This window comes from Pseudomonas bharatica CSV86 (assembly GCF_000319305.2).
GTDB lineage: Bacteria > Pseudomonadota > Gammaproteobacteria > Pseudomonadales > Pseudomonadaceae > Aquipseudomonas > Aquipseudomonas bharatica.
On the sequence record NZ_AMWJ02000002.1, the window covers coordinates 1,750,001 to 1,774,374 of the forward strand.

23 protein-coding genes and 5 pseudogenes (1 of these 28 cut by a window edge) are annotated in these 24,374 nt (G+C 64.3%); 17 read left to right on the top strand and 11 right to left on the bottom strand.

The annotated features are described in order from the left end of the window. Both CSV86_RS21885 and aptA read right to left on the bottom strand, forming a co-directional pair. Positions 1-428, bottom strand: partial view of a CoA-acylating methylmalonate-semialdehyde dehydrogenase gene (locus CSV86_RS21885; RefSeq protein ID WP_009400834.1) — the start only. 1,066 nt of this gene lie to the left of the window's left edge; the window shows 428 of its 1,494 coding nt (coding positions 1-428); it begins with the start codon at positions 426-428; the stop codon falls past the left edge of the window. Between the two features lie 62 nt (positions 429-490). Further along, a pseudogene (gene aptA / locus CSV86_RS21890) lies at positions 491-1,836 on the bottom strand (omega-aminotransferase AptA). 117 nt (positions 1,837-1,953) lie between these two features. Here aptA and CSV86_RS21895 point away from each other — a divergent pair. The 3 genes and pseudogenes from CSV86_RS21895 to CSV86_RS21905 all read left to right on the top strand — a co-directional run bounded on the left by CSV86_RS21895 (position 1,954) and on the right by CSV86_RS21905 (position 4,224). Beyond that, positions 1,954-2,871 carry a LysR family transcriptional regulator gene (locus CSV86_RS21895; protein ID WP_009400832.1) on the top strand — a complete coding sequence of 306 codons (918 nt, stop codon included), beginning with the start codon at positions 1,954-1,956 and terminating at the stop codon, positions 2,869-2,871. A gap of 99 nt (positions 2,872-2,970) precedes the next feature. Further along, entirely contained in the window at positions 2,971-3,630 is a 660-nt protein-coding gene (locus tag CSV86_RS21900) for a TetR/AcrR family transcriptional regulator (protein ID WP_009400831.1), read from the top strand. 10 nt (positions 3,631-3,640) lie between these two features. Next, positions 3,641-4,224: pseudogene (locus CSV86_RS21905) on the top strand (IMPACT family protein). 276 nt (positions 4,225-4,500) lie between these two features. Here the strand turns inward: CSV86_RS21905 and CSV86_RS21910 are convergent. Continuing rightward, entirely contained in the window at positions 4,501-4,926 is a 426-nt protein-coding gene (locus CSV86_RS21910) for a hypothetical protein (RefSeq protein WP_009400829.1), read from the bottom strand. Positions 4,927-5,011: 85 nt separating this feature from the next. On the opposite strand from CSV86_RS21910, the gene CSV86_RS21915 reads away from it, so the two are divergent. The 3 genes from CSV86_RS21915 to CSV86_RS21925 all read left to right on the top strand — a co-directional run bounded on the left by CSV86_RS21915 (position 5,012) and on the right by CSV86_RS21925 (position 7,140). After that, entirely contained in the window at positions 5,012-5,377 is a 366-nt protein-coding gene (locus tag CSV86_RS21915) for a MerR family transcriptional regulator (protein WP_009400828.1), read from the top strand. Continuing rightward, the gene (locus CSV86_RS21920) at positions 5,374-6,057 is read left to right on the top strand and encodes an SDR family oxidoreductase (RefSeq protein ID WP_009400827.1); all 684 of its coding nucleotides are present in this window, start codon (positions 5,374-5,376) and stop codon (positions 6,055-6,057) included. The genes CSV86_RS21915 and CSV86_RS21920 overlap by 4 nt, the downstream gene beginning before the upstream one ends. Before the next feature lie 129 nt (positions 6,058-6,186). After that, positions 6,187-7,140, top strand: coding sequence for an adenosine deaminase (locus CSV86_RS21925; protein WP_009400826.1), 954 nt, complete (start codon positions 6,187-6,189; stop codon positions 7,138-7,140). Positions 7,141-7,147: 7 nt separating this feature from the next. On the opposite strand, the gene CSV86_RS21930 is transcribed toward CSV86_RS21925, so the two are convergent. Continuing rightward, positions 7,148-7,867 (bottom strand): ArsR/SmtB family transcription factor, encoded by a 720-nt coding sequence (locus CSV86_RS21930; protein WP_009400825.1) that lies wholly within the window; start codon positions 7,865-7,867, stop codon positions 7,148-7,150. Positions 7,868-8,298: 431 nt separating this feature from the next. Then, entirely contained in the window at positions 8,299-9,204 is a 906-nt protein-coding gene (vimR, locus tag CSV86_RS21935; RefSeq protein ID WP_009400824.1) for a transcription regulator VimR, read from the bottom strand. 116 nt (positions 9,205-9,320) lie between these two features. On the opposite strand from vimR, the gene CSV86_RS21940 reads away from it, so the two are divergent. Next, positions 9,321-10,334 carry a zinc-binding alcohol dehydrogenase family protein gene (locus CSV86_RS21940; RefSeq protein WP_009400823.1) on the top strand — a complete coding sequence of 338 codons (1,014 nt, stop codon included), beginning with the start codon at positions 9,321-9,323 and terminating at the stop codon, positions 10,332-10,334. Positions 10,335-10,445: 111 nt separating this feature from the next. Beyond that, complete coding sequence (locus CSV86_RS21945) at positions 10,446-10,613, top strand: hypothetical protein (RefSeq protein ID WP_009400822.1); 168 nt, start codon at positions 10,446-10,448, stop codon at positions 10,611-10,613. Here the strand turns inward: CSV86_RS21945 and CSV86_RS21950 are convergent. Beyond that, a pseudogene (locus CSV86_RS21950) lies at positions 10,597-11,777 on the bottom strand (multidrug effflux MFS transporter). The gene CSV86_RS21945 and the pseudogene CSV86_RS21950 sit on opposite strands and share 17 nt — an antisense overlap. 196 nt (positions 11,778-11,973) lie before the next feature. Continuing rightward, positions 11,974-12,171 (bottom strand): heavy-metal-associated domain-containing protein, encoded by a 198-nt coding sequence (locus tag CSV86_RS21955; protein ID WP_009400819.1) that lies wholly within the window; start codon positions 12,169-12,171, stop codon positions 11,974-11,976. 146 nt (positions 12,172-12,317) lie between these two features. Between CSV86_RS21955 and CSV86_RS21960 the strand changes: the two genes are divergently transcribed. The 3 genes and pseudogenes from CSV86_RS21960 to cueR all read left to right on the top strand — a co-directional run bounded on the left by CSV86_RS21960 (position 12,318) and on the right by cueR (position 15,357). Further along, positions 12,318-12,704: a hypothetical protein gene (locus CSV86_RS21960; RefSeq protein ID WP_009400817.1), complete on the top strand. Its 387-nt coding sequence runs from the start codon at positions 12,318-12,320 to the stop codon at positions 12,702-12,704. A 54-nt stretch (positions 12,705-12,758) separates the two neighbouring features. Beyond that, positions 12,759-14,962 (top strand): annotated as a pseudogene (locus CSV86_RS21965) (heavy metal translocating P-type ATPase). Beyond that, on the top strand, positions 14,959-15,357 hold the full coding sequence (cueR, locus tag CSV86_RS21970; protein WP_009400815.1) for a Cu(I)-responsive transcriptional regulator: 399 nt from the start codon (positions 14,959-14,961) through the stop codon (positions 15,355-15,357). Before CSV86_RS21965 ends, cueR begins: the two are co-directional and overlap by 4 nt. Positions 15,358-15,458: 101 nt before the next feature. Here the strand turns inward: cueR and CSV86_RS33060 are convergent. The 3 genes and pseudogenes from CSV86_RS33060 to CSV86_RS21980 form a co-directional block, all read right to left on the bottom strand. Further along, positions 15,459-15,563, bottom strand: a pseudogene (locus CSV86_RS33060) (GTP-binding protein); the annotation flags it as partial. Between the two features lie 98 nt (positions 15,564-15,661). Then, positions 15,662-16,555, bottom strand: coding sequence for a PA4780 family RIO1-like protein kinase (locus CSV86_RS21975; protein WP_009400814.1), 894 nt, complete (start codon positions 16,553-16,555; stop codon positions 15,662-15,664). A gap of 120 nt (positions 16,556-16,675) precedes the next feature. Next, positions 16,676-17,476, bottom strand: coding sequence for an AraC family transcriptional regulator (locus CSV86_RS21980; RefSeq protein WP_170394995.1), 801 nt, complete (start codon positions 17,474-17,476; stop codon positions 16,676-16,678). Between the two features lie 85 nt (positions 17,477-17,561). Here CSV86_RS21980 and CSV86_RS21985 point away from each other — a divergent pair, with 85 nt between their 5' ends. After that, on the top strand, positions 17,562-18,587 hold the full coding sequence (locus CSV86_RS21985; RefSeq protein ID WP_009400812.1) for a bile acid:sodium symporter family protein: 1,026 nt from the start codon (positions 17,562-17,564) through the stop codon (positions 18,585-18,587). Here CSV86_RS21985 and CSV86_RS21990 read toward each other — a convergent pair. Next, a complete protein-coding gene (locus CSV86_RS21990) occupies positions 18,574-19,857 on the bottom strand; it encodes an acetyl-CoA C-acetyltransferase (protein WP_009400811.1) in 1,284 nt (427 codons plus the stop codon). The genes CSV86_RS21985 and CSV86_RS21990 overlap by 14 nt on opposite strands. A 119-nt stretch (positions 19,858-19,976) precedes the next feature. Between CSV86_RS21990 and CSV86_RS21995 the strand changes: the two genes are divergently transcribed. The 5 genes from CSV86_RS21995 (at position 19,977) to CSV86_RS22015 (ending at position 24,360) form a co-directional block, all read left to right on the top strand. Next, positions 19,977-21,329 (top strand): 3-oxoacyl-ACP reductase, encoded by a 1,353-nt coding sequence (locus CSV86_RS21995; RefSeq protein ID WP_009400810.1) that lies wholly within the window; start codon positions 19,977-19,979, stop codon positions 21,327-21,329. Between the two features lie 2 nt (positions 21,330-21,331). Continuing rightward, positions 21,332-22,183 carry a MaoC family dehydratase gene (locus tag CSV86_RS22000; RefSeq protein WP_009400809.1) on the top strand — a complete coding sequence of 284 codons (852 nt, stop codon included), beginning with the start codon at positions 21,332-21,334 and terminating at the stop codon, positions 22,181-22,183. A 196-nt stretch (positions 22,184-22,379) separates the two neighbouring features. After that, the gene (locus tag CSV86_RS22005; protein ID WP_009400808.1) at positions 22,380-23,129 is read left to right on the top strand and encodes a methyltransferase; all 750 of its coding nucleotides are present in this window, start codon (positions 22,380-22,382) and stop codon (positions 23,127-23,129) included. An 11-nt stretch (positions 23,130-23,140) separates the two neighbouring features. Then, entirely contained in the window at positions 23,141-23,782 is a 642-nt protein-coding gene (locus tag CSV86_RS22010) for a DUF4136 domain-containing protein (RefSeq protein ID WP_009400807.1), read from the top strand. 17 nt (positions 23,783-23,799) lie between these two features. Then, positions 23,800-24,360 (top strand): DUF4136 domain-containing protein, encoded by a 561-nt coding sequence (locus CSV86_RS22015; protein WP_009400805.1) that lies wholly within the window; start codon positions 23,800-23,802, stop codon positions 24,358-24,360. The last annotated feature ends 14 nt before the right edge of the window (positions 24,361-24,374 follow it).

The following is a 24,374-nucleotide window of genomic DNA, read 5'->3' on the forward strand; positions in this document are numbered from 1 at the left end:
GCCACCACGCCCAGCGGCTGGAAATCGGACCAGGCATCGATGTTGGGACCGACGTTGCGGCTGTACTCGCCTTTCAGCACTTCAGGCGCGGCACAGGCGAACTCGACGTTCTCGATGCCACGCTTGAGCTCACCGGCAGCGTCTTCCAGGGTCTTGCCGTGTTCTTCGCTGATCAGTTGGGAAATGCGCGCCTCGTTCTGCTCCAGCAGTTGCTTGAAACGGAACATCACCTGCGCACGCTTGGCCGGCGGGGTGTTGCGCCAGGCCGGGAACGCGGCCTTGGCTGCATCGATGGCCTGCTGCACGGTAGCGCGACTGGCCAGTGCCACCTTGTGGATCGCCTGGCCGGTAGACGGGTTGAAGACATCGGCGCTGCGCTCGCTCGGGGAAACCAGTTCGCCATTGATCAGGTGTGCAACGGTGCTCATGCAATAACTCCAATAATCAGGTTCGGGCGAGCCAGACGGCCCGCCCCGGAAAGAGAAAGAGATCAGTCGATGGCATTCAGCGCTTCGCCCACCGCGTCGAACAGGCGGTCCAGTTCCTGCGCCCTGGTGTTGAAGGTCGGGCCGAACTGCAGGGTGTCGCCGCCGTAGCGGACATAGAAACCGGCTTGCCACAGCTTCATCGCCGCTTCGTATGGACGGACGATCGCATCACCATCACGCGCGGCAATCTGGATCGCGCCAGCAAGTCCATAGTTGCGGATATCGATGACGTTCCTGGTGCCCTTGATGCCGTGCAGCGCGCTCTCGAAATGCGGCGCCAGTTCCGCGGCGGACTGCACCAGGTTTTCCTTTTGCAACAGATCGAGTGCAGCGATGCCCGCCGCGCAAGCCACCGGGTGCGCCGAGTAGGTGTAGCCGTGGGGAATTCCACCGCGTACTCCGGAGTCGGCTGATTCATGAAGGTCTGGTAGATCTCGCTGCTGGCGATCACCGCGCCCATCGGGATGGCACCGTTGGTGACCTGCTTGGCGATGCACATCAGGTCAGGCGTCACGCCGAAAGCGTCGGCACCGAACATCGCGCCCATGCGGCCGAAACCGGTGATGACCTCGTCGAAGATCAGCAGGATATTGTGCTGGTCGCAGATTTCCCGCAGGCGTTTCAGATAGCCCTTGGGCGGCGGCAGTACGCCGGCGGAACCGGCCAGCGGCTCGACGATCAACGCTGCGATGTTCGAAGCATCGTGCAGTTCGATCAGCTTGAGCATTTCATCGGCCAGGGCGATCCCGCCCTCTTCCGGCATGCCCCTGGTGAACGCATTGCCTGGCAATACGGTATGCGGGATGTGGTCCACGTCCAGCAACTGGCCAAACAGTTTGCGGTTGCCGTTCACGCCGCCCAGGCTGGTACCGGCGATGTTCACCCCATGGTAGCCACGAGCGCGACCGATCAGCTTGGTCTTGGTGGCCTGGCCTTTCAGCCGCCAGTAGGCACGCACCATCTTCACCGCAGTGTCACAGCACTCGGAACCGGAGTTGGTATAGAAGACGTGGTTCAGATTACCCGGGGTCAGTTCGGTGATCTTCTCAGCCAGCTGGAAAGACAGCGGATGACCGAACTGGAACGCCGGCGAATAATCCAGCACGCCCAACTGGCGAGCGACGGCTTCCTGGATTTCCTTGCGGGTATGGCCTGCACCGCAGGTCCACAGGCCGGACAAAGCGTCGAAAACCTTGCGGCCCTTGTCGTCGACCAGGTGATTGCCTTCGGCGGCGACGATCAGGCGCGGATCACGCTGGAAGTTGCGGTTGGCGGTGTAGGGCATCCAGTGCGCATCCAGCTTCAGCTGGCTGGCCAGACCGACAGGAGCGTTTTCAGGCAGATTCATCGACAGGACCTCGCGAGGCAGGTTGAACAGCGTTCGGTGTATTGCCGATAACTTGTCACGCCTATAAAGTCTGGAAAACTCTACTTTTCCAATCTTTGGATTACCGGTCACTAAACTATGAGCCGTCGTCCCGAACCGCTTTCCCAGGTCAGCGATTTCGATATCCGCCTGCTGAAGATTTTCCGCAGCGTGGTCGAGTGTGGCGGCTTCTCGGCAGCGGAAAACGTCCTGGGCATCGGCCGCTCGGCAATCAGCCAGCAGATGGGCGACCTCGAACAACGCCTCGGCCTGCGCCTGTGCCAGCGGGGGCGCGCCGGTTTCTCCCTGACCGAAGAAGGCCGCGAGGTCTACCAGTCGGCCCTGCAGTTGCTCAGCGCGCTGGAAAGCTTCCGCACCGAGGTCAACGGCCTGCACCAGCATCTGCGTGGCGAGCTGAACATCGGCCTGACCGACAACCTGGTGACCATGCCTCACATGCGCATCACTCACGCCCTGGCCCAGCTCAAGGACCGCGGCCCCGATGTGCGCATTCGTATCCGCATGATTCCGCCCAGCCAGGTGGAACAGGGCGTGCTCGACGGTAGCCTGCATGTTGGCGTGGTCCCACAGGCCAGTCCGCTGTCGGGCCTGGAGTACCAACCGCTGTACAGCGAACGCTCGCTGCTCTATTGCGCCGTCGGCCATCCACTGTTCTACGTGGACGACCGGCAACTGGAAGACCAGCGCCTCAATGCCCAGGATGCGATCGCCCCGACCTATCGCCTGCCGGCCGACATCCAGGCCCTGCACCAGGCGCTCAACTGCACGGCCAGTGCCTCGGACCGCGAGGGCATCGCCTTCCTCATCCTCACTGGACGCTACATCGGCTACTTGCCGGATCACTACGCCACCTTCTGGGTCCAGCAGGGACGGTTGCGCGCGCTCAAGCCTGGCGAGCGCTTCTACGACCTGTCGCTGGCCTGGGTCACACGCAAGGGGCGACGTCCCCACCTGGTCCTGGAAAGCTTCCTCGAGAGCCTGGCTGCGACACGTTAGGAGCCAATTGCGATATTCTCGCGTCTTCGCGCTTGCCCACCCGCCGTGCCTGGGGTATCAACGCATGTGCCTTAATTTCCTTGCTTGCCGGAATTGCCCATGACCCTTGAAGTGCCCGCCCACCGCACCCTCGCCGCCAAGCCCGCCGGGCGTATCCGCCAGAAGAACGAGCAGGCCATCATCCAGGCCGCCGAAGATGAATTCGCCCGCCATGGCTTCAAGGGCACCAGCATGAACACCATCGCCCTCAAGGCCGGGCTGCCCAAGGCCAACCTGCATTACTACTTCACCAACAAACTCGGGCTGTATATCGCTGTCCTGAGCAACATCATCGAGTTGTGGGACAGCACCTTCAACGCCCTCAGTGTCGAGGACGACCCAGCCGAGGCGCTCGCCCGCTACATCCGCGCGAAAATGGAATTCTCCCGACGCAACCCGCAGGCTTCGCGGATCTTCGCCATGGAAATCATCAGTGGCGGCAACTGCCTGACCGACTACTTCAGCCAGGACTACCGTGAATGGTTCAAAGGCCGGGCAGCGGTATTGCAGGCCTGGATCGACGCCGGCAAGATGGACAAGGTCGATCCCGTGCACCTGATCTTCCTGTTGTGGAGCAGCACCCAGCACTACGCCGACTTCGCTACGCAGATCTGCCAGGTCACCGGCCGTAGCCGCCTGACCAAGCAGGACATTGAAGAAGCCGGCGACAATCTTATCCACATCATTCTCAAAGGCTGTGGCCTGACCCCGCCGAACTGAATACCCGCTTATGCCTTCTACGCTGCTGGAAACCTGCGAATACCGCGAAGAAATTCGCAAGAGCCGTTTCATTACCCTCGCGGCCCCCATCGACACGCCCGCCGACGCCCAGGCCTTTCTCGAACGACACAGCGACCTGGCCGCAACCCATAACTGCTGGGCCTGGAAAATAGGTGCCCAGTACCGCAGCAGCGACGATGGCGAACCCGGCGGCACGGCCGGCCGGCCGATCCTGGCGGCAATCGAGGCGCAGGATTGCGATCAGGTGGTGGTCCTGGTGATCCGCTGGTACGGCGGCATCCAGTTGGGCACCGGCGGCCTCGCCCGAGCCTACGGCGGGGGGCCAACAAGTGCCTGCAACAGGCGCCGAAACGCCTGTTGATAAGTCGAACCGAACTGAAATGCAGTTGCTCGTTCAGCGAACTGGCTCTGCTCAAGCTACGGATCGCCGAAGCCGACGGCGTGATCCTCGATGAAGCCTTCACCGCGAATGGCGTCGATGTGCAGCTGGCCCTTGGTGCCGAACACATCGACAACGTGCAGCGCCAACTGGCCGATCTCAGCCGGGGACGCATCCTGCTCGAACGCTGCTGAACACTTGCTCACACCTACTGTGGGCCCGCCTGTGGATAACCTCTGGGCAGGCCGCTGCAAGCCTTCTGCCACAAGGCTTGCAGCGCAACGATCATATTTTGATCAACATTTGATGACAGGCGCTTATTCGTTGAACAATCAGCCGCTTAACCTGGCTTATCGCGTTTCGAAGAGCATGAATCTGCACTTATACCCAGCCAAGCGGCTTGCCCACAGATACTGTGGAGCAAGCTGTGGATAAACCGTGCACGCCTGCGCCAGGCGCTTGCCTGGCCGTCATGCGAGAGAATTGATCATTTTTTGTTCGGCCTTGTTCACTGGCAACAGCTGCAGGATGCCCCAGATCACTTCCAGTACCAGGAAGCCCCAAAGCAGTTGCGTGGCCCCGTGCATCAACGCGTACCCCTGCCAGGTGGCGAACAGCAAGCGCCCAACCGCGTCGTAGCGGCCGAATTGCTGTTGTGGATCGCGGATACGCAGGACCGACCAGACGCAAACGATCGACCCCATCAGGTTGCCCATCAGCATGTGCAAGGGCGAGAAATCGGGCAGGTCGCCAGCCAGCCCCAGGAAGGCACTGACCTCGCCCAGCAGCCCGTGCAACAACATGAAGCTCCAGGGGGTGACGAACGCTGCTGCAACCAGCAAGTCATACCAGCCACTGGCCCTGACCAAACCACGATAACCGCTCTGGCTCCACATATACCGCTCCTTGTTGGAAAGTGAGAGCGGCAGGCTAAAGCCTGGAGTATGCTCCAAGGTCAACCCCTCTCCACAGGAATTGATCGTGCGTATCGGAGAACTGGCGCAAACCTGCAGCGTTAGCCGCGACACCCTGCGGTTCTATGAAGAACGCGGCCTCATCCGCTCCAACCGCAGCGCCAACGGCTATCGTGATTACCCGGTGGAAACCGTGCAGTTGGTGCTGCTGATCAAGACCGCGCAAAAACTCGGTTTCAGCCTCGGCGAAATCAGCCACAACGTCGCCGAGCTGTGGCAGGCGCCGGACCCCGAAGCGCTGATAACGCGCTTTATCCACAACAAGCTGGAACTGGTCGAGGCGCGTATCGATGCCCTCGTCGAACTGCGCCAGGCGCTCAGGCAGCGCCTGGAAGAACGCTGCCCCCTCACATTGAAAGGAGCCCTCGCATGACTGTGAAAACCGCCCTGATCATCGGTGCCTCCCGCGGCCTTGGCCTCGGCCTGGTGGAACGCCTGAGCGAAGACGGCTGGCAGGTGATCGCCACCGTGCGCGATATCGCCAACGCCACTGCGCTAAAGACGCTAGCGAACGTCCAGGTGCGTACCCTGGAAATGAACAGCTCCGAGCAACTGGATGCCCTGGCGCAACAGCTTGCAGGCCAGACCTTCGACCTGTTGTTCATCAATGCCGGAGTGAAGGGCCCGGACAACCAGAATGCCGAGGCCGTACAACTGGCCGAAATCGGCGAGCTGTTCATGACCAACAGCGTGGCGCCGATCCGTGTCGCCCAGCGCTTCGCCGGACAGTTGCGCCAGGACGGCGGTGTCATTGCCTTCATGAGTTCGGTGCTGGGCAGCATCGCCATTCCCGATGCTCCGGAACTGGCGCTGTACAAGGCCAGCAAGGCAGCCCTCAATTCCATGATCAACAGTTTCGTGGTCCGCCTCGGCGATACCCGCCTGAGCGTCCTGGCGATGCACCCGGGCTGGGTCAAGACCGACATGGGCGGCGACGGCGCGGATATCGACATTGCCACCAGCACCCGCGGCATGCTCGAGCAGGTCAAGGCGCATAGTGGCAAGCCCGGCGTGCATTACGTCAACTACCGGGGCGAAGCCCTGACCTGGTGATGTTCCCTGCTTGAACGACCGGTGCCGGGGCTGCATGGCGCCTGCATAGTCAACTTGTCGGTCAGGTTTCACCGCACCGGTCTGACAACCTCTGTAGAATGCGCCGATTGCACCTGATGAGACTTTCCCATGTACGACTGGCTTAACGCGCTGCCCAAGGCAGAACTGCACCTTCATCTGGAAGGTTCGCTGGAGCCCGAGCTGCTGTTCGCCCTGGCTGAACGCAACAGGATCGCCCTGCCCTGGAATGATGTCGAAACCCTGCGCGCGGCCTATGCCTTCAATAACCTGCAGGAGTTCCTCGACCTGTATTACCAGGGTGCGGACGTCCTGCGCACCGAGCAGGATTTCTACGACCTGACCTGGGCCTACCTGCAACGCTGCAAGGCGCAGAACGTCGTGCACACTGAACCCTTCTTCGATCCACAGACCCACACCGACCGTGGCATTCCCTTCGAAGTGGTACTCGACGGCATTACCCGCGCCCTGAAGGATGGCCGTGAACAGTTGGGTATCGAAAGCGGCCTGATCCTCAGCTTCCTGCGCCACCTCAGCGAAGAAGAAGCGCACAAGACCCTCGACCAGGCCCTGCCCTTCCGTGACGCCTTCGTCGCAGTCGGCCTCGACAGCTCGGAAATGGGACACCCGCCGAGCAAGTTCCAGCGTGTCTTCGACCGCGCCCGCAGCGAAGGCTTCCTGACCGTCGCCCACGCTGGCGAGGAAGGCCCGCCCGAGTACATCTGGGAAGCCCTCGACCTGCTGAAGATCCAGCGCATCGACCACGGCGTGCGTGCCATCGAGGACGAACGCCTGATGCAGCGCATCATCGACGAGCAGATCCCGCTGACGGTGTGCCCGCTGTCCAACACCAAGCTGTGCGTGTTCGACCACATGAGCCAGCACAACATCCTCGACATGCTCGAGCGCGGCGTGAAGGTCACGGTGAACTCGGACGACCCGGCCTATTTCGGCGGTTATGTCACCGAGAACTTCCACGCCCTGCACACCCACCTGGGCATGACCGAAGACCAGGCCCGCCGTTTGGCACAGAACAGCCTGGACGCCCGTCTGGTCAGGGCCTGAGGCACCTTCACCCCATCCGTAGGGGGAGCGGCATCCGGGCGATCTGCTGGATGCCGCGCAAGCCCGCCGCGGTCACCTGGGCGGCCCGGGTTTCGTCGGTGATTCGCACCCACCCGGATTGCACGAACAGCTTGAGCACACTGCTGCCCAAGGCGCCCCCCAGGTGCGGACGGCGCTCGTCGACTTCGCTGCAGCAACTGCACAAGCTGCACAGGCGGCCATCGCGCTGCGCCAGGGCATCGATGAAAATGCCATGGCTGGCGAACTCCTCGCGTCCGGTCAGGGTGATATCCAGTTGCTGCTCGGTCTGCTGCAGCCATTGCGCGTCCAGCAGGCGCTGGAGCAGGTCGGCCGCCACTTCTCCGCCCAGGTGATCGCGACACAGGCGCGCCTTGCGCATGGCCAGCGGCACGCTTATGGCAGGCTGCCTGGTCAGCGGCGTCTCGTGCTCGCGGATGGTCACACTGGCAAGGGCCTCCACGGCCGTGCCGATTTCCGGGGCCGCCAGGCGGAAGTAGCGCTTGCGCCCGCGGGCCTCGCGCTTGAGCAGCCCGCAGGCCGACAGCCGGGCCAGGTGGGCGCAGGCCGAAGAAGGCGTCAGCCCGGCCAGCATGGCCAACTCCTCCGACGGGCGTGCCATTCCATCGATCAGCGCCCAGAGCATGGCACTGCGTTTCGGGTCGGCCATCAAACTGGCGACCTGGCTGATACTGGCTATCGGTTGCATGTCTCCACTCCCTGCGTAGTTTCATTGATGAATAAAGTTTCCTCATATCCAGGCCGGGCCAAAGTTGGCCGGCAATTCCAGGTATGCGTCGGGTCGAACAGCGCATCCGGCGCTGTTTCAGCCTGGGAAACTTTATCTTGATGGCGGCAATTGCCCGGCCCAGTATAAGCATGCTCCCCGCGATAATCGTCGCCGTTTTGCGAGCGATCGCCCAAGGTTTGCCTGGCCTTACAAAGTTTGAACACTGATTTTCGTGGCTGCCCGGGCCCGGCGAAATCCCGGCAGATGCCCATGAATGACCGGATGCATCGACACTCTAAATATCCGTCTTCAAGTTCGCTCAGGTAATACGCCTACATTGAAAGTAATAATGCCTTTCAAGCAAATGCGCAGTGGATGTAAGACCTTGCCAATAATCAAACACGCCGCGTTTAAAGTTCGTCGAGAACTGTACGACAACGCGCCTTGAGCAAGTCACCCAGGAGTTGTACCGGCTTGCCCAGTTGAGCGCGGTGGGTACACAACAGGTTTAGTGGTGCAGCCTCGCCCCGGTAATGGCCGAGCAGCACCCGCAAGCGCCCGGCACGCACGTCGGCGGCGACATCGAGCCAGGATTTATAGGCGATCCCCGCTCCTGCCACAGCCCAGCGCCTGATGACATCGGCGTCGTCGCAGAAGCGATCGCCACTGACCAGCACATCCTCTTCCCGCCCATCCAGGTAAAAGCGCCAGTGGTCATGCACACCACTGCCCAGGCGGTACAGCAGGCAATTGTGCTCTGTCAGCTGGGCCACGCTACGCGGCTCGCCATGCCGAGCCAGGTAGTCCGGCGACGCACAGACCACCCGACGGTTGTCCGGACACAGCGGTACCGCTACCAGGCTGGAATCCTCGGGCGCACCATAGCGCAGGGCGATATCCACGGGCTGGCGGAACAGATCGGCATTTCGGTCGCCCAGCAGTAGACGCACATTGAGCAGCGGGTGCTCGCGCTGCAGTTCGTCGAGCCAGGGCAGCAGCACATTGCGACCGAAGTCGGACGGCGCCGACAGCTGCAACACGCCACTGATTTCGTCACGCTCCCGGGCCAGCAGGCGCCGCCCCTCATCGAGGCTGGTCAAGGCCGCGCGGGCATGGGCAAGAAAGCCCTCGCCCTCGGCGGTCAGGCGCAGGCTGCGGGTCGAGCGTGCCAGCAGACGCGCGCCGAGCTGCGCCTCCAGGCGCTTGAGCGCCGCACTGGCCACCGCTGGCGAAAGGTCCAGCAGGCGTGCCGCCGCCGACAGGCTGCCGTGCTCCGCTGCACGGACGAAGAGCTGCAGATCATCGAAACGCAACATGTGCACCGCCATGATTTTCAAAATTGTTTTGAAAGTTTCTGCGGTTTTAGCGGCTTTTAACCAGAAACAAAAGGATCAATGATGGCGCTCATCCACTTCTCAATTAGGAATCACCGATGAAAGCCATTGCTTACTACCAGTCGCTGCCGATCGAAGACGCCGCCGCCCTGCAAGATATCGAACTGCCCGCTCCGCAACCGGGCCCACGCGACCTGCTGGTGGAGGTCCGGGCGATCTCGGTCAACCCGGTGGACACCAAGGTCCGCCGCAACGTCCAGCCGGAAAACGGCACGGCCAAGGTGCTGGGCTGGGACGTAGCCGGCGTGGTCAAGGCCGTGGGCAGCGAAGTCAGCCTGTTCCAGCCGGGCGACAAGGTGTATTACGCCGGTTCCATCGCCCGCGCCGGCGGCAACAGCGAGTTGCATGTGGTGGACGAGCGCATCGTCGGCCATATGCCGAAAACCCTGGGCTTCGCCGAGGCCGCGGCACTGCCGCTGACCGCCATCACCGCCTGGGAACTGCTGTTCGAACGCCTGCAGATCGCTGAAGGCAAGGAAGACCTGGGCCAGAGCCTGCTGATCGTCGGCGCCGCCGGCGGCGTCGGCTCGATCCTGACCCAACTGGCCAGCCAGCTCAGCGGTCTGCGCGTGATAGGAACCGCGTCGCGTCCGGAAACCCAGGAGTGGGCCCGCGAGCTGGGCGCCGACCTGGTGGTGGACCACCGCCAGCCGCTGGCCGAGGCCCTGCGCAGCGCAGGGGTGCAGCAAGTCACCCATGTCGCCAGCCTGACCCAGACCGACCAGCACCTCGATCAACTGGTCGAGGCACTCGCTCCGCAAGGCAAGCTGGCCCTGATCGACGATCCGCAACAGCTCGACGTGGCCAAGCTCAAGCGCAAGAGCCTGTCGCTGCATTGGGAGTTCATGTACACCCGTTCGCTGTTCGAAACCCCGGACATGCTGGAGCAGCACAAGCTGCTGGAGCGGGTTGCCGAGCTGATCGATGCGGGCACTCTGAAAACCACCCTGGGCGAGCACTTCGGCACCATCAACGCAGAGAACCTGCGCCGTGCCCACCAGCTGCTGGAAAGCGGGGCGGCCAAGGGCAAGATCGTGCTCGAAGGCTTCTGACTACCCGACGCATGGCATGACCGCTAGTCCGCGATTTGCTCCAGGTCATGCCGCAGCCGGGAAACTCGCGCCTACAATCCAGCGACCTTTGCCAACCGGAGGTGTGCCGCGATGAAAGTAGTGCTCGAGGCAACAGGCAAGAAACCGGACCGCCCCTGGCAGGTCCGGCTTGACCAGCATGTCGTGGGTTTTCGCAGCGAGGCCGAGGCCCGGGCCTTCATCGATACCTTGCAGGCGCGGATCCGCGCACCGCACCCCTTGTTCAGGCAGGCCGGCTGAGCGGGAGGCGACGGGTCAGGGTTGCTGCCGTGACCGCGGCCACCCCGCACAGGGTAATGACGATGGCCATGGGCATCGCGCTGCCGTCGTGCAAAACCCCACCAGGGCCGCTGCGCCCGCAGCGACGCTGAACTGCAGGCATCCCAGCAACGCCGAGGCACTCCCGGCCCTCGCGCCCTGCCCGTTCATGGCGCAGGCCGAAGCATTGGGGATGATGCCGCCGAGGCTGGCAATGCACACGAACAGCGGAATCAGCAGCGGCCACAAGGCTTCGGTATGCAGCGCACTGATGCCCAGCAGCACCAACCCTGCCGCCAGGTACAACCACACCATCCGCGCCAGCAGCAAGGCCGGGCCACGCTTGGCAAGCAGGCGCGCGTTGATCTGCGCTACCAGGATGAAGCCAGCCGCATTGGCGCCGAACAGCCAGCCATAATGTTCGGCCGGCACCCCGTAGAGCTTGATGAAGACGAACGGCGAACCGGCGATATAGGCGAACATCCCGGCCATGGAGATGCCGCCGGTAATGGCATGGCCGAGGAAGCGCGGATCCTTCAGCAGGCGCCAGTATTGGCCCAGTGCACCGGACAGCGGCGGACGCGGCTGGTTGGCCGGCAGGCTTTCCGGCAGACCAAGGGCCACGGCCAGGGTACAGAGGGCGCTGAACAGGGTCAGGGCGATGAAGATCGACTGCCAGCCATACAGGTTGACCAGCAGCCCGCCCAGCATCGGCGCGAGGATCGGTGCCAGGCCCATCACCAGCATCAATTGCGAGAAGACCTTGGCCGAGCCCACCGCATCGCATTTGTCGCTGACGATGGCACGGGACAGGACCATTCCGGCGCAGCCGCCAAGCGCCTGGACGAAGCGGGCAATGACCAGGGCATCGAGGGTGGGAGCGTAGGCGCAAGCCAGGGACGCGGCGGTGAACAGCACTACCCCGCCGAGCAGCGGAATGCGCCGGCCGAAGCGGTCGGCGATTGGCCCGTAGGCGAGCTGGCCGATGGACAGGCCGAGGAAATACGCGGCCAGGGTGCTCTGGATATGTTTTTCGTCGGTGCCGAAGGCCAGCGCCATGGCCGGGAAGCCAGGCAGATAGAAGTCGATCGCCAACGGCCCGAACGCACTGAGGGCGCCGAGGATCAGGATGGTATGCAGGTTCATGGGAATCCGTAGCTAGCTAAGCAAGTTGGCTAGTCTACCGGGGCTCCAAGGGAAAGAGGTGAAAATTCGAAAGGCTGATCGCGCACGTTGTGGGAGCGGGTTCACCGGAGCGCCGAACCGCCGCGATTGCAGTAGTGAATCCACCGACGTCATCGCGGGTGAACCCGCTCCCACAGGGTATGTGATCGCTCCCGGATCAGATCACCCGGGCCTCATACCCCTCGTCGCGGATCAGTTCAAGAATCTGCTCCGCTGGCAATTCACTCTTCACCGAGACCTGCTTCTGTGCCAGATCCACCTTGACCTCCGCTGCCGCGTCCTCGCGCTGCACCGCGTTGGTCACGGCCTTGACGCAGTGACCACAGGTCATTCCTTCCACGTTGAATACTTGCATCGTCGTGACTCCTGGTTGGATTTGTCTGCAGTCTCAAGCTTGCCACCGGGGCAAGGTCAAGTTTGCCGTGATGCTGCCGGGCTGGAAATCCTTGCCCGGGTCGGCCAAGCTGCGTGCTTGTCGATTTATCAGCAGGAGTTTCAGCCATGGGCAAGGCAGCACTCGGCCTTCTCGCTCTGCTCGGATGGTCCAGCCAGGTTCCCCTGGCCAGCGCCGCAGCTCCCACCGATTACAGCGTGATGATCATTTCCCGCGAGCGCCTGGAGGTCGCCACGTCCTGCGAGATCGGGATCTACCTCAACGACCAGCTCACCGGGCGCCTTTTCCAGGAAGAGTCCACCTCCTTCAACCTGCCTCCGGGCGATGTGGATGTGCGCCTGCGCCTGTTGCCGGGCCAGGCCCCGGGTTGCAACAACGGCATCGAGAATCAGAAGGCCCAGCGCTTCACCCTCAAGGCCGGGCAAGTCATCAAGTACCGCATCGCAATGAGCGAAACCGGCCTTTACCTGAAACAGGCCGCCCTGGGCTATTGACCTTGCCAGCATGGCAAGGTTGATGCTGGAGGCCAGTCCACGGAGGAGAGCCCCATGCCCGAGTCAATCACCTTCGACCTGCCGATCGGCGGCATGACCTGCGCCAGTTGCGCCGGTCGGGTCGAACGCGCGCTGAAGAAGGTCCCCGGTGTGCAGTCGGTGAGCGTCAACCTCGCCAACGAACGCGCCCATATCGAAACCGCCCCAGGTCTGGAAGGCACCACGCTGATCGCCGCCGTCGAGCGCGCCGGCTACAGCGCCAGCCTGGCGCAAAGCGAAACAGCTAGCCGTGACGACAGCGAACGACGCCTGCGCAACGAGCGTTGGGCGGTGGCCCTGGCCGTTCTGCTGGCGCTGCCGCTGGTGTTGCCGATGCTCCTGCAGCCCTTCGGTATCAGCTGGATGCTCCCTGCCTGGGCGCAGTTCGCCCTGGCCACGCCGGTGCAGTTCATCCTCGGCGCGCGCTTTTACGTCGCGGCCTGGAAAGCCGTACGCGCCGGGGCCGGCAACATGGACCTGCTGGTCGCACTGGGCACCAGCGCCGGCTATGGCCTGAGCCTGTACGAATGGTCCCGGGCCATGCCGGGATGATGCCGCACCTGTATTTCGAAGCGTCCGCAGTGGTGATCGCCCTGGTCCTGCTGGGCAAGTACCTGGAAAGCCGTGCCAAGCGCCAGACCGCCAGCGCCATCCGCGCCCTCGAAGCGCTGCGCCCCGAACGGGCCGTGCAGGTAGTGGACGGCGTCGAACGCGATGTACCGATCAGCGTCCTGCGCCTGGACGACCTGGTGCTGGTCAAGCCCGGCGAGCGTTTCCCGGTGGACGGGGAAGTGGTCGAAGGCCAGAGCCATGCCGACGAAGCCCTGATCAGCGGCGAAAGTCTGCCAGTGCCGAAACGGCCCGGCGACCGTGTCACCGGCGGTGCGATCAACGGTGAGGGCCGGTTGCTGGTGCGCACCCTGGCACTGGGCACGGAAACCGTGCTCGCCCGGATCATCCGCCTGGTGGAGGACGCCCAGGCGGCCAAGGCGCCGATCCAGAAGCTGGTGGACCGGGTCAGCCAGGTGTTCGTCCCGGCGGTGCTGGTCCTGGCCCTGGTCACCCTGGTCGGCTGGTGGCTGGCCGGTGCCCCGCTGGAGGTGGCGCTGATCAATGCCGTCGCCGTGCTGGTCATCGCCTGCCCCTGCGCCTTGGGCCTGGCTACGCCGACTGCGATCATGGCCGGCACCGGGGTCGCCGCGCGCCACGGCATCCTGATCAAGGACGCCGAAGCCCTGGAACGGGCCCATGCGGTTAACCGCGTGGTATTCGACAAGACCGGCACCCTGACCTCTGGCAGCCCGCGCATCGTCCACCAGCACGCGGTGGACGGTGACGACGCCGGCCTGCTGCAACTGGCCGGGGCCCTGCAACGTGGCAGCGAACACCCGCTGGCGAAAGCCGTGCTGGACGCCTGCGCCGAACGAAACCTGAACGTCCCTGATATCCATGATAGCCAGTCCCTCACCGGTCGCGGTATCGCCGGCACGCTCGACGAACGAGCCCTGGCCCTGGGCAACCGCCGCCTGCTCGACGAAAGCGGCCTGCAACCCGGCGCGCTGGCGGACGACGCCAAGGCCTGGGAAGCCGAAGGCCGCACCCTCTCCTGGCTGATCGAGACCGCCCCGCAGCCCCGCGTACTGGGCCTGTTCGCCTTTGGCGACAGCCTCAAGCCGGGCGCGGAGCAAGCGGTCAGGCAACTGGCGCAAACCAACATCACCAGCCACCTGCTGACCGGCGACAACCGTGGCAGCGCCAGCGTGGTCGCCAGGGCCCTGGGCATCGACGACGTGCACGCCGAGGTGCTGCCAGCGGACAAGGCCGCGCACGTGGCTTCATTGAAAGCGTCCGGTGTGGTGGCCATGGTCGGCGACGGTATCAACGACGCCCCGGCCCTGGCCGCCGCCGATATTGGTATCGCCATGGGCGGCGGTACCGACGTGGCCATGCAGGCGGCCGGCATCACCCTTATGCGCGGCGATCCGCGCCTGGTCCCGGCGGCGCTGGACATCAGCCGCAAAACCTACGCAAAGATCCGCCAGAACCTGTTCTGGGCCTTTATCTACAACCTGATCGGCATCCCCCTGGCCGCCTTCGGCCTGCTCAACCCGGTGCTGGCCGGCGCGGCCATGGCCCTGTCCAGCGTCAGCGTGGTGAGCAACGCCCTGCTGCTGAAAACCTGGAAACCTGAAACACCAGCGGAGGAACACAAGGCATGAACATCGGTCAGGCAGCCAGGCGCACCGGCCTGAGCGCAAAGATGATCCGCTACTACGAATCGATCGGCCTGCTCAAGCCCGCCGCACGCAGCGACAGTGGCTATCGCCTCTACAGCCAGGACGACCTGCACAGCCTGACCTTCATCAAGCGCTCGCGGGACCTGGGGTTCTCGTTGGAGGAAGTGGCTAAGCTGCTGACCCTGTGGCAAGACCGCCAACGCGCCAGCGCCGATGTAAAGGCCCTGGCTAGCGAGCATATCGCCGACCTGAACCGGCGCATCGAGGAACTGGTGAGCCTGCGTGACACCCTGAGCGAACTGGTCGCCCACTGCCACGGCGACGACCGCCCCGACTGCCCGATCCTCAAGGATCTGGCAGCCGGTTGCTGTCACTGAATACTGCACTCCAGTGCGCCGCGGATACTGTCTGGGCTTGCCAGCGATGAGGCCGGCCCGGGCAATGATGTGGTCAGATCGGGCCAAATCGCTGGCAAGCCAGCTCCCACAGGGTCTGCTGTGGCCCGGACCTTCTCTTCCGGCAACTGATCGGCGATGAACACCATCACGCTTTCCCTTGCCTCGCCCTCGGCCCACGCGGGATCCCTGTGGGAGCTGGCTTGCCAGCGATTGCGATAGTGAGCCCACCGCCGTGGTCGCTGGCAAGCCAGCCCACAGGGGGCCGCGTTCATGCTTTAAAGGGTTACTGCGCCCAAGGTGGCGGCGGCTCTTCACCCTTGACCGGGCCGCGCTCGGCGTCCTCGCGGCCGGCGCGGCGGCGGGCGTCCTCGAACTTCGCCGCTTCGATCTCGCGCATCACGCCACCCACGTCGGCAACGTGGTCATCGTCCTTCCAGCTGCCGGTCAGGACGCTGTCCGGCTGCAACTTGCCTTCCTGGTACAGCGCCCACATTTCCCTGGCGTAGCGGGTCTGCTTGAGTTCCGGGGCGAACCGCCCGAAGTAGTGGGCCATGTTCGCCACGTCCCGCTCCAGCATGCTGAAGGCGTGGTTGTTGGCCGCCGCATCCACGGCCTGGGGCAGGTCGATGATCACCGGCCCGTCCGGCCCGAGCAGCACGTTGAATTCGGAAAGGTCGCCATGCACCAACCCGGCGCAGAGCATCAGCACGATCTGGCGAATGATGAAGGCATGATATTCGCGGGCCTGGTCGGCTTCCAGGTGCACATCGTTGAGTCGCGGTGCGGCCTGGCCATCTTCGTCGGTGACCAGTTCCATCAACAGCACGCCGTCGAGGAAATCGTAGGGTTTCGGGACCCTCACCCCGGCACTGGCTAGGCGGAACAGGGCCGCCACTTCGGCGTTCTGCCAGGCTTCCTCGGCTTCCTTGCGCCCGTACTTCGAGCCCTTGGCCATGGCCCTGGCCTGGCGGCTGTTGCGCACCTTGCGTCCTTCCTGGTACTCGGCGGCCTGGCGGAAGCTTCGCTTGTCGGCTTCCTTGTACACCTTGGCGCAGCGCAACTGACGCCCGCAGCGCACCACGTAGACCGCTGCTTCCTTGCCGCTCATCAGCGGGCGCAGCACTTCATCGACCATCCCGTCTTCGATCAGCGGTTCTATCCGTTTGGGAGTCTTCATCGGCTTTTGTTCTTGCTCCTGTCTGCCACTGAATTGGGGTGCCTCTTTAGGCGAGGCGCACACGATATATCAAGCGCCCTGCCGGTATCGGTGCCGAAGCGAAGGCCACATGGTTTCAATTTACGTCAGCTCATTCCCGGAACAGTTCCCCGGGGTCGCGCCGAACAGCCCCTTGAAGGCGGCAATATACGCCGAGGTTGAATCGTAACCGCATCCCAATGCCGCCTGCGTGACACTCTGGCCTTGCTCCAGGGACTCCAGCGACGACAGCAGGCGCATGCGCTGGCGCCAGGCGCGGAAGCTCAGGCCCGTCTCGCGCTGGAACAGGCGCATCAGGGTCTTTTCCGAACGCCCCAGGCGCTGCGCCCAATGCTCCAGGTTGTAACCCTGCTCGGGGTTTTCCAGCAATTGGTTGCATACCTCCAGCAACCCCGGATGCTGCGGCAACGGCAGGGAAAAGCCGACCTCGGGCAAGGTGCGCAACTGATCGAGCAAAACCTGGACCAGATGGGCTTCGTCACTGTCGCCTTGCGCATAGTCCACCGGGTATTGGCAGAACTGCTTGATCAACTCCCGGGCCAGCGGCGTCACCTCCAGCACCCGGCAATGCCCCGGCGCCCAGGCCGAATCGCTGCGGCGCACATACAGGCTGCGCATCTCCGCGCGAGTCGAGGTGATCACCTCGTGCTCGACCCCGGCCGGTATCCACACGCCCCACTGCGGCGGGGCGAAGTAACTGCCCTCGGCGGTGTACACCCCGAGCACGCCACTGATGGCGTAGGAAAACTGCACCCAGTCATGCCGATGCCGTGTCGTCCACGACCCCGCACCGAGGCTCTCGGCCCGCGCGTACAGCGGTCGGGGCAACTCGCTCAGGTCGGGAATCCGACGGGGAGCGCCGTTTTGTCCGTTAGTCGGCATCGCTTGGCCTTATGTCGCAAGACGGAAAATCCCTTGCAGGTTAACGTCACGGCTGATTATTACAAGATGATTCGAAGGTCCGCCTATGCAAGCATTCAAGCACCTCAAGCGCGTGGTCACCGACTGGTTCCTCTGCGGCATGTTCCTCGCCACCTTCCTCGCCTGGCTGTTCCCGCATTTCGGCGCGGCAGGCGGGGCCATGCACGCCGAATATGTGATCAATATCGGCGTGTTCGTGGTGTTCTTCCTGCACGGCATCAACCTGTCCAGCGAGCAGATTCGCCACGGCCTGAAGAACGTGCGCCTGCACGTCATGGTGCAGGTCTTCACCTTCGTGGTCTTTCCGCTGCTGTGGCTGCTGGGCAAAAGCGTCATCGGCAGCCAGCTCCCGGCCTTGCTGATGCTCGGTTTCCTCTACCTGTGCGCCCTGCCTTCGACCATTTCGTCTTCGGTGGCGCTGACCGGCAGCGCCGGTGGCAACGTACCGGCGGCGATCCTCAACGCCAGCCTGTCGAGCGTGCTCGGCATCTTCATCACCCCATGGCTGTGCAGCCTGGTGGTAGGCAGCGGCAGCGACGGCATCGACCTCGGCGCGACCTTGCTCGACCTTTGCGCCCTGCTGCTCGCGCCGCTATTGCTGGGCCAGGTGCTGCGCCCCTGGCTGGGCAGCTTCTTCGCCAGGCACAAGCGCTACACCAACGTGATGGACAAGGTGGTGATCCTGCTGCTGGTGTATGCCGCGTTCTGCAATTCGATGATGTCCGGCATGTGGCAGCAACAGGGGCTGTCGGTGCTGATCACTGCCTTCGTCGGCAGCGCGCTGATCCTCGCCCTGGTGCTCTGGCTGACCACCCGCACCGCACGCGCCCTGCACTTCAACCGGGCCGACGAGATCGCGGCGGTGTTCTGTGCCAGCAAGAAGTCGCTGGCGGCGGGTGCACCGATGGCCGCGCTGATCTTCGGCGCGCACCCGGGCCTGGGCCTGATCCTGCTGCCGATCATGATCTACCACCCGCTGCAGTTGATCGTCTGCTCGATCATGGCCGAGAGCTATTCCAGCCAGGCCAAGGCCGCCGCCGCAAAGAGTCCGGAGCTGGTCAACGCTCGATGATTGCCGTCACGCCCTGACCGCCCGCGGCGCAGATCGAGATCAGCCCGCGACCGCCTTGACTGCCGGCCTGATCGAGCAGCTTGGCCAGGTTGGCCAGGATGCGGCCACCGGTCGCGGCGAAGGGGTGCCCGGCGGCCAGGGAGCTGCCCTTCACGTTCAGCTTCGAGCGGTCGATGGCGCCCAGCGGCTGTTCCAGGCCGAGGCGGTCGCGGCAGTACTCGGGGTCTTCCCAGGCTTTCAGGGTGCACAGCACCTGGGCGGCGAAGGCCTCGTGGATTTCGTAATAGTCGAAGTCCTGCAGGGTCAGGCCATGACGCGCCAGCAAGCGCGGCACGGCGTAGACCGGCGCCATCAGCAAACCTTCGTGGCCTTTGACGAAGTCCACCGCAGCGCTCTCGCCATCCAGCAGGTAGGCCAGTACCGGCAGGCCGCGCGCCCTGGCCCACTCCTCGCTCGCCAGCAGGACCACCGACGCGCCATCGGTCAGCGGCGTCGAGTTGCCAGCGGTCAGGGTGCCGTTGCCGCCGCGCTCGAACGCCGGCTTGAGGGCAGCGAGTTTTTCCAGGGTCAGGTCGGGCCGCAGGTTGTTGTCGCGGGTCAGGCCCTGGAATGGCGTAAGCAGGTCGTCATGCCAGCCCTCGTCGTAGGCTGCGGCCATGTGCTGGTGACTGAGCAGCGCCAGTGCGTCCTGCTCCTCGCGGGGGATGCCCCAGTGCTGCGCCATCAGCTCGCAATGCTGGCCCATGGACAAGCCGGTACGTGGCTCGCCATTGCGCGGGAACTCCGGCTTGAGGTCGGACGGGCGCAGCTTGAGCAGGGCCTTGAGCTTGTCGGCGGTGGTCTTGCCGCGATTGGCGTCCAGCAGCACCCGACGCAGGCCCTCGCCAACCGCGATGGGCGCATCGGACGTGGTATCCACGCCACCTGCGATGCCGCATTCGATCTGCCCGAGGGCGATCTTGTTGGCAACCAGCAACGCCGCTTCCAGCCCCGTTCCGCAGGCCTGCTGGATGTCGTAGGCCGGGGTCTGCGGCGACAGGCGCGAACCGAGCACGCATTCACGGGTCAGGTTCAGGTCCCGCGAATGCTTGAGCACCGCCCCCGCCGCCACCTCGCCCAGGCGCAGGCCATGCAGGCCGAAGCGTTCGATCAGGCCTTCGAGCGCGGCGGTCAGCATGGTCTGGTTGCTGGCCGTGGCATAGGCGCCATTGGAGCGGGCGAAAGGGATTCGATTACCGCCGATGATCGCGACCCGACGCAGACTTCGCATGAAAGACATTCCTTTTATTCCCGAAATAGACGCATAGAGCGTAGGACTTTTTTCCTGGTTCGAACGACCAAAGGCCGATCATGGTCCACACTCTGATGCTTATTTCAGGGAGACGTGCCATGAGCGACCGCTATATCGACTTCGCCAACTCCGATCTGGGCCGGCGTGTGGTGGGGGCTGTCGGGCTGCCGCAACCGGCCCGCCTGGAGCGCTGGCAAGCCGGCCGGCTGCGGCCGGTGGAGGGTACGCTGTTGCTCGGTGGCGGGCCGCTGGCGGTGAAGGTCGCGGAGTTCGGCCAGCGCCTGACCGGCGAAGTGGTCAGCTTCGCCGATGACGCCCTGGGCCTGCCGACGTGGGTCGCGGGGCTCGGTAGCAAGCTCAAGGCGGTGGTCTTCGATGCCAGCCACCTGGGCGACATCGATCAGCTCAAGCAGTTGCGCGAGTTTTTCCAGCCGCTGCTGCGCAGCCTCGACCGCAGCGCCAAGCTGGTGATTCTCGGGCGCGCCCCGGAGCAGCTCGACGACGTACTTGCCCGGGTCGCCCAGCGCGCCCTGGAAGGCTTCGCCCGCTCCCTGGCCAAGGAATTGCGCAGCGGCGGCACCTTGCAGCTGCTGTACGTGGCGAAGAACGCCGAAGACCAGCTCGAAGGCGCGCTGCGTTTCTTCCTGTCGCCGAAAAGCGCTTTCATCAGCGGCCAGGTCCTGCGCCTGGAAGCCTGCGCCAGCCAGGTGCAGGATTGGATCCGCCCGCTGGCCGGACGCAGGGCGCTGGTAACCGGTGCTGCCCGCGGGATCGGCGCCGCCATTGCCGAAACCCTGGCCCGCGATGGCGCCGAGGTGGTGCTGCTCGACGTGCCCCAGGCCGCGGATGATCTCAAGGCCTTGGCCGAGCGCCTGGGCGGACGCGCGCTGGACCTGGATATTTGCGCCAGCGACGCGTCCGCCAGGTTGCTCGAAGGGCTGCCGGACGGCATCGATATCGTCGTGCACAACGCCGGGATCACCCGCGACAAGACCCTCGCCAACATGACCCCGGAATACTGGGATTCGGTCCTGGCGGTGAACCTCAAGGCACCGGCCGTGCTGACCCAGGCGCTGATCGACGGCGGCGCCCTGCGCGATGACGGGCGCATCGTGGTCATGGCGTCCATCAGCGGCATCGCCGGTAACCGTGGACAATCCAACTATGCGGCGAGCAAGGCCGGGCTGATTGGCCTGGCCCAGGCCTGGGCGCCGTTGCTGGCCGAGCGCGGTATCAGCATCAATGCCATCGCACCTGGCTTTATCGAAACCCGCATGACTGCAGCCATCCCCTTCACCCTGCGCGAGGCCGGGCGGCGCATGAGTTCGCTGGGCCAGGGCGGGTTGCCGCAGGATGTCGCCGAAGCGGTTGCCTGGCTGGCACAGCCGGGCAGTGGCGCGGTCAGTGGCCAGGTGCTGCGGGTTTGCGGCCAGGCGGTAATGGGAGCCTGACCATGACCCAGACCTGGCACGACCTCGGCAGCACCGCCAGCCTCTCCGGGCTGTACATGAAAGCGGCGAGCAAACGCAGGATCACCGGCGACAGCCTGCCGCGCTACGGACTGCGCTGCGGGATCAATGTCGATGAGCGCAACCTGGAGGCTTATCGCAGGCTCTGTCTGTTCATCCAGGACGGTCGCCTGCCGCCGACCTATCCCCATGTCATGGCCTTTGCCTTGCAGTTGCAATTGCTCACCGCCAAGGAGTTCCCGGCACCGCTGCTGGGCATGGTTCATCTGGGCAACCGGATTCGCGTGTTGCGGCCACTGGGCGGCATTTCGCGGCTGCGCTTCTCGGTGTCGGTGGATAACCTCCAGCCCCATGAAAAAGGCGCCACCCTCGACCTGCGCACCGATGCCGAGGACGGGCTCGGGCTGATCTGGTCCGAGACCAGTCGCATGCTCTGCCGTGGCATGAAGGTGGCGGGAGAAGTGCCGCTGGAGGCCGCGCCCGAGTCGCTGGAGATGAGCGAGCTGGCCCGCTGGTATGCGGACAGCGACATCGGTCGGCATTACGCCAAGGTATGCGGCGACTACAACCCGATCCACCTGAGTGCGGCCAGCGCCAGGCTGTTCGGCTTCCCCCAGGCCATCGCCCATGGCATGTGGAGCAAGGCCATGGCCATGGCCCATCTGCGCGGGCACCTGCCGCGCAGCGGCTATGAGGTGGCGGTGGAATTCCACAAGCCGGTGCGGTTACCGAGCGAGGTGATCCTCGATGGCAGCGAGGCCGCGGCGAACGGGCAGTTTCGCTTGAGCGGACATAGTGGGCTGGTGCACATGACCGGCACTTGGCAACCAATCTGAGGCCGTCATCCAGGCAACACAAAACCTGTGGGAGCTGGCTTGCCAGCGATTTGGCCCGACCTGACAACATCAATTGCCCAGGCCGCCCTCATCGCTGGCAAGCCAGCTCCCACAGGGTCCTTCGCCAGCCATACGATCCCCTTGCCAGCCCGAACTTTCCCCCTGAAGCTATACCGCCTCAGGAGACCCGAAACCAATGAACGACCGTCATTTCGATGCCCTTGCGACCCGCTTCGCCGAGAAGATCTACGGCGGTGCCAAGGGTGCGATTCGCCTGGCGGTGCTCCAGGCCGACCTTGCCGAGTGCCTGCCGGAGCGCCCGCTGCGCATCCTCGATATCGGTGCCGGCCTGGGCCATATGGCGCTGTGGCTCGCCGAACGAGGCCATCACCTGACCCTCGCCGAACCCGCCGCGCCGATGCTCGATGGCGCACGCGAGCGCTTCGCCGCTGCCAGCCAGCCGGCCACCTTCATCCAGGCGCCCTGGCAGGACCTGCTCGGCGAACTGACCGAACCCTACGATCTGGTGCTGTGCCATGCGGTGCTGGAGTGGCTGGCCGAACCCGAGGCGATCCTGCCGGTGCTGCACCAGTTGACCCGCAGCGACGGCCTGCTGTCCCTGGCCTTCTACAACCGCGATGCACTGGTCTATCGCAACCTGCTCAAGGGCCATTTCCGCAAGATGCGGCGCAATACCCTGGCCGGCGAGAAACAGAGCCTGACCCCGCAAAAACCCGTCGATCCCCGCGAACTCAGGACCTGGCTCGAAGGTCTATGGCAGGTAGAGGCCGAGAGTGGCGTGCGGGTGTTCCACGACTACATGCCGACCGAGTTCCAGGCCCGCGCCGAGTTGATCGACCTGCTGGAAATGGAACTGGCCCACCGGCGCCATCCAGCCTTCGCCGGCCTTGGCCGCTACCTGCACTGGATCTGCCGTCCCCTTTAGGGAGAGCCCCAATGCGATACCCCGTCGTTCTCGCCCTGACCTGCCTGACCCTGACCGCCTGCCAGGGCAGCAATCCCTATGTCGCCAGCTCAAATCCCCTACCCCCGGCGCCGCCACAGGCGGCGAACACCTTCGATCGCAGCGCCTACCCTGCCCCCGCCCGGGATTACGGGCGCTACCGCAACTGGAGCTGGCGCGACGGCCGGTTACCGGCGGGCAGCGCGTCGATCGACCCGGCGCAGTTGGCCGAGGCGGTGAGCAATGCGCTCGACCAGCGCGGCCTGCGTCCGGCCCGCAATGGCCTTGGCGATCTGCTGGTCAGCGCCGACATGCACCTGGAAAGACGCCTGCGCCAATACCGCGACGATGATTACTGTCCATATGGGCCATACGGTCCCTATGGTGGCTACGGCGGCATGGGCTATGGCCGCGGCCCTTACGGTAGCGGCTACGGCATCTACGGCAGCGTGCCTGTAGTGCGCACCTATGAAGTCGAGGTCATGGTGGTGCGTGTCGACCTGTTCGATGCCGGCAGCGGCCAGCCGGTCTGGAGCGCCAGTGCCGAGACCGCCAGCCAGGGCTCCCTGGCCGAGCGTGCCGATGCCCTGCGCGAGGCCGTCTATAAAGCCATGAGCGGCTATCCTCCCAGCTAGGCCTTTGGAGAATCATCATGTTTCGACGTCTCGCTTTGCTGTCCCTTATGGCGCTGCTCGCTGCCTGCCAGAGCAACAACGTGTCCCAGGACTTCGACGCCAGCCGCGATTTCGCCGGCTACCGCAGTTGGAGCTGGCAGGAGCCTGCGCTGCAATATCGCCCGGACGATCCACGGATCAAGAGCGACCTGACCGAACAGCGCATCCGCCAGGCGGTCAGCGGCGAACTCGACCAGCGTGGCCTGCGTCCGGCCCCGGCCGGTAGCCGCGGCGACCTCAAGGTGCAGACCTACCTGATCGTGGAAAACCGTCACCAGCAAATCACTACCCAGTACGGCGGAGGCTGGGGTGGTTATTACGGCGGCTACTGGGGCGGCCCGGCCTTCAACGAAACCCGCACCGTGGAGTACAAGGTGGCGACCATCCAGATCGACCTGTTCGACGGTCGCGACGGCAAGCTGGTCTGGCGCGGCAGTGCCGAGCAGGTGATGAACCACTACCCGCCAACGCCGCAAGAACGCAATTCGGCGATCCAGAAGACGGTGGCGCAGGTGCTGGCCAACTATCCGCCGCATTGACCCGGCACCGCGGG